Raw genomic sequence first — 4,697 nt, 5'->3', positions numbered from 1 at the left:
CGGTGGGGGCGGCCCGTGGCGGGACGCCGGAGAACCCCGGCACACCCGGTCGGCGGGCCCCACCTCGTACCCCCCAACAGGAGGCAAGATGCGCGTGATCCCGAGCAGGCGGACCCCGGCCGTGGCCGTGGCCGCGGCGGCCATGGTGGTGCTGGGGACGATCGCCGGACCGGCGCACGCCCACGCGGACCACGGCGGCACGAAGCCGTCGCTGCCGCGGGTGGCGGCCTCCGTCGAGACGCCCTCCCTCTTCGACGACGAGGCCGGCGGCAACGCGAACGCCGACGACCCGGCGATCTGGCGCAACGCCGAGGACCCCGACGCCAGCCTGGTCATCGCCACCGCCAAGGAGGGCGGCCTGCGCGTCTACGACCTGGACGGACGACAGGTGCAGTCCCTGCCGGCGCCCGCACCTCCGAGGGACGGCGACAAGCCCGGACGCTTCAACAACGTAGACCTGATCAGTGGACTCCGCTTCCCGGACGGCCGTCATGACGTGGCCGTCGTCTCCGACCGCGGCCGCGACCAGCTGCGCATCTACCGCATCGACCCGAAGCGGCCCACCGCCCCGCTGGTCGACGTCACCGACGGGGCGGCCGCCCCGCAGGTCTTCTCCACCGATCAGGACGAGGTCAACGACCAGCGGACCGCCTACGGCCTGGCCGCCTACACCGACCGCCGCAGCGGCCGCTCGTACGCGGTCACCAGCCGGCGCCACGCCACCGACCTCGCGCTGGCCGAACTGCTGCCGAACGCCAAGGGCGAAGTCGGCTACCGCACCGTCCGCACCACCTCGCTGCCCGCCTCCTTCACCCTGCCGAACGGCAACACCTGGACGCCGTGCGGCGAACCGGGCGAGCGGCCCCAGATCGAGGGCATGGTCGTCGATCCCGACACCGGTGACCTCTACGCCGGTCAGGAGGACGTCGGCATCTGGAAGCTCGACGCGGACCTGCGGTCCCCCGCCCGCCTCATCGAGAAGGTCCGCTCCTTCGGCGTACCCGGCACCTGGAACCCCGGGACGGAGGAGTGCGACGCGGGCGCGGACCCCGGCTTCGGCGGCCGGCACATCTCCGCCGACGTGGAGGGCCTGACCATCTGGCGCGACCCGGAGCGGCCCGGCCGCCGCGGCTACCTGCTCGCCTCCAGCCAGGGTGACGACACCTTCGCCGTCTTCGACCGCGAGCACGGCAACGCGTACGTCAGCGGCTTCCGCATCGGTGACGCCGCGAAGCCCGGCTCGCCGGACGGCTCGCAGGAGTGCGACGGCGCCGCCGTCACGAGCGCACCGCTGGGCAAGAGGTTCCCGAACGGCCTGCTGGTCGTCCAGGACGGCCACAACACTCCGGCGACCACCGGAGCCGACGGCCAGGCCCGTACCGACACCGACTTCAAGTACGTCGACCTGGGCCTCCTGAAGCGGGCCGCCCGCCTCTGACCCCGCCGCCGGGGACCGTGACCTGGGCGGCGCCGCGTTCGCCCAGGTCGATAGGATCGCCACCGCATACGACGGAAGGCGATCATGGCGGACAGTCCCCTCAGGCCCAGCTCGTTGATCAACACGGTCTACGGGGCGTTCCTGCGACGCCTCGGAGGCTGGATCTCCGTCGCCGACCTGATCACCCTGATGTCCGAGCTGGACGTGGACGGCCCGGCGGCGCGCTCGGCGATCTCCCGGCTCAAGAAGAAGGGCGTCCTCGAACCGGAACGCCGGGGCGCCACCGGGTACCGGCTCAGTCCGGGCGCGCAGCCGGTCTTCGACGAGGGTGACCGGCGGATCTTCGGCAGCCTGGAACCGGCGAAGCTGAGCGACGGCTGGGCCATGGCCGTCTTCTCCGTACCGGAGTCCGAGCGCTCCTACCGCTACCAGCTGCGCACCCGGCTGACCTGGCTGGGCTTCGGGAACATCGCCCCGGGCGTGTGGCTGGCGCCCGGCCGCCTCCTGGGTGACGCCCGCGACATGCTCGTCCGGCTCGGGCTCAGCGAGTACGTGCACCTGTTCGCCGCCGAGTACGCGGCCTTCAGCGATCTGCCCGGGACGGTCAGTTCGTGGTGGGACTTCCCGGCGATCGAGGAGCAGTACGCCGGCTTCACCGAGGCCTACGGCCCCGTCGCCGCGGGCCTGGCCGAGCAGCCCGCCATCGACGGCGCCGAGGCCTTCCGCCACTACGTCCCGATGCTCACCCAGTGGCGCCGTCTTCCCTACCTCGACCCCGGACTTCCCGCCGAGCTGCTCCCCGCGGACTGGAACGCGGTCGCCGCGCGGCAGATCTTCCAGCAGCTGAACGAGGTGCTCGCCCCGCCCAGCCTGCGCCACGTGCGGGAGGTCACCGGCCTGGCCGAGGCCTGAAGCGGAACTACTTCGCCGTCGGACGGTGCAGGCGCCGCCAGTACCCGGCGAGGTCGTCGACGGCGCCGGTGACCGCGTCCAGGCTCATCGTGGTCCGCACCTTGACCCGGCCGTACGGAGTCGGCCGCCGGCTCCTGCGAGAGCAGCTCGGCTAAGACCGCGAGGCCCATCAGCGGGTCCGCCGCTCGCGGCGACATCGGCGGTGAACCGCTGCTCGCCGTGCAGCCGGTCGGCCGACACCGGCCGAGGATACGTGCCCACGGGGAGCCCGGGCGCAAGGATGCGGTCATGACCGACATCTTCGCTTCACGGACCATCGACGTGACGACCGGGGACCGGGAGACCGTCCATGACCTGACCGACGCCTGTGCGTCGTTCCTCGGGGAGGTGGCGCGGGGCCGGAGCGGACTGCTCAACATCTTCACGCCGCACGCGACCGCCGGACTCGCCGTCATCGAGACGGGAGCGGGCAGCGACGACGACCTCCTGAAAGCCCTGGGATCCCTGCTGCCGGCCGACGACCGCTGGCGGCACCGGCACGGTTCCCCCGGCCACGGCCGGGATCACGTACTGCCCGCGATCGTCCCGCCCCACGCGACGCTGCCCGTGATCGACGGACTGCTGGAGCTCGGAACCTGGCAGTCCGTCACCCTCGTGGACACCAACCGGGACAACCCCCGTCGCCAGGTCCGCCTGTCCTTCTTCGGCCGCTGACCGCCCTGTGGGGTCACAGGGGTGAACACGTATCAATCATGACAGGTCAGAGGCCGTTTTCGTAGGACCAAGGGCACATCCGATTGCCCTTGTTCAGACCCCTGTGCGGCTTTCAGAATCACCGTCATGACTTACTCAGCGCACGCCGGTCACGACGCGGTACTCCGAGCCCGAGTTGCCCTCCTGGGATCACAGACCCTCCCCGCCCGGGAGGAGGTCGCCGCATATCGCGTGCTCGTTCAGGTGAGTCCGCTGGCGTATCTGCCGCTGCTGGCCGAGGCGTTGTACGAGTACAGCCGCCAGGACTTCGCCCATCTGCCCGAGACGGCGCTGGCCCTGCGGGCCGAGGCCGTCGCCGCCGCGCGCCGCATGTACGCGATGGAGCCGACCAGGGACCTCCTGCTCCGCAAGGCGCTGAACCGCTACCGGAAGCAGTTGGTGCTCATGGACCGCCGGGAGGAAAGCGAAGCAGTGGAGCGGGAGATGGCCCTGATGGCCTCCGGCGCCGGCGCGTAGCGACCCGGTGGCCGAGGGGCCGCGACTTCCGGTCCGGCAATGCCGGGCCCGCGGCCCCTCGTGCCGGATGATCGCAGGAGCCGGCGGAGCGGCCGGGGGAGGGGCACCGACGAGGGACCCGGAGAGCCGATGCGAGACCGAATTCCACTGCTGCCCGTCCTCGTGGCGGCGCTACTGGCCGCCGTTCCCGGCTGTGGCGGCCCCTCGGCCCTGCGCGGCTCACCGCCCGCGCCCTCCTCCGTACCGGCCACCGGCGACTTCTCCGGCCAGGTCGAGGTGGGCGGCGGCCGGCAGATCCATCTGAGCTGCAAGGGCAGCGGCAGCCCCACCGTCATCCTGGAATCCGGGCTGCACGACTCGTCCGACACCTGGACCTTCACCGACACCCGGCCGCCCGTACCGAAAGCCCCGGCGGTGTTCCCCGGTGTCGCGGAGTTCACCCGGGTCTGCGTCTACGACCGGCCCGGAACCGTCCGGTACGCCGACCCGTTGGCGCTCACCACCCGCAGCACGCCGCTCGACGGCACCCGCTCCCTCACCGCGATGGCCGACGACCTCGACAAGCTGCTGACATCCGCGCGCCTGCCGGGCCCCTACGTGCTGGTGGGCCACTCCTTCGGCGGGATGATCACCCGGCTGTACGCCCAGCGGCACCCCGGGAAGACGGCAGGCCTGGTCTTCGTCGACGCCTTCGGTACGGACCTCCGCGCACTCTTCGGCGCACGCTGGGCGGCGTACCGCACGCTGCTCGACAAGCCCGGCACGCCCTTCGACGCGCGACCCGCGTTCGAGAGGGTGGACATCGACGGCTCGATCGACTCCGTCACCGCCGCGCCGCCCCTGCCCACGGTCCCCATGGCCGTGCTCAGCAAGACGGAACCGTTCGCCGCCCCGCGCGGAACCCCGAAGGAGCTTCTGGACACCCTTGAGCGGGTCTGGCCCCAGGTCCAGCGGTCGCTGGTGGAGCTGGCGCCCCAGACCCCGCACTTGCTGGCCACCGGGAGCGACCACTACGTACAGGTGCATGATCCCGACCTGACGATCGGCGCCGTCCGGCTCGTCGTGGGCCGTGTCCGGGCTGAGCCGTAGACCCGCCCCGTGTGCCGGACATCCGGGC

At 72.0% G+C, this 4,697-nt stretch carries 5 protein-coding genes; all 5 read left to right on the top strand.

Annotated features, from left to right (window positions below):
* Window positions 1-88 precede the first annotated feature (88 nt).
* The 5 genes from ACWGIU_RS30245 (at window position 89) to ACWGIU_RS30225 (ending at window position 4,669) form a co-directional block, all read left to right on the top strand.
* Window positions 89-1,438 carry a phytase gene (locus ACWGIU_RS30245; protein WP_453711110.1) on the top strand — a complete coding sequence of 450 codons (1,350 nt, stop codon included), beginning with the start codon at window positions 89-91 and terminating at the stop codon, window positions 1,436-1,438.
* An 84-nt stretch (window positions 1,439-1,522) separates the two neighbouring features.
* Complete coding sequence (locus tag ACWGIU_RS30240; RefSeq protein WP_453711108.1) at window positions 1,523-2,350, top strand: PaaX family transcriptional regulator; 828 nt, start codon at window positions 1,523-1,525, stop codon at window positions 2,348-2,350.
* A gap of 288 nt (window positions 2,351-2,638) precedes the next feature.
* Window positions 2,639-3,064 (top strand): YjbQ family protein, encoded by a 426-nt coding sequence (locus tag ACWGIU_RS30235; RefSeq protein ID WP_453711106.1) that lies wholly within the window; start codon window positions 2,639-2,641, stop codon window positions 3,062-3,064.
* Window positions 3,065-3,190: 126 nt separating this feature from the next.
* The gene (locus tag ACWGIU_RS30230) at window positions 3,191-3,580 is read left to right on the top strand and encodes a hypothetical protein (RefSeq protein ID WP_453711104.1); all 390 of its coding nucleotides are present in this window, start codon (window positions 3,191-3,193) and stop codon (window positions 3,578-3,580) included.
* Between the two features lie 129 nt (window positions 3,581-3,709).
* On the top strand, window positions 3,710-4,669 hold the full coding sequence (locus ACWGIU_RS30225) for an alpha/beta fold hydrolase (RefSeq protein ID WP_453711102.1): 960 nt from the start codon (window positions 3,710-3,712) through the stop codon (window positions 4,667-4,669).
* Window positions 4,670-4,697 lie beyond the last annotated feature (28 nt).

This window comes from Streptomyces sp. NPDC054840 (assembly GCF_053611065.1).
This window is presented reverse-complemented; position numbering and strand designations above follow the sequence as displayed.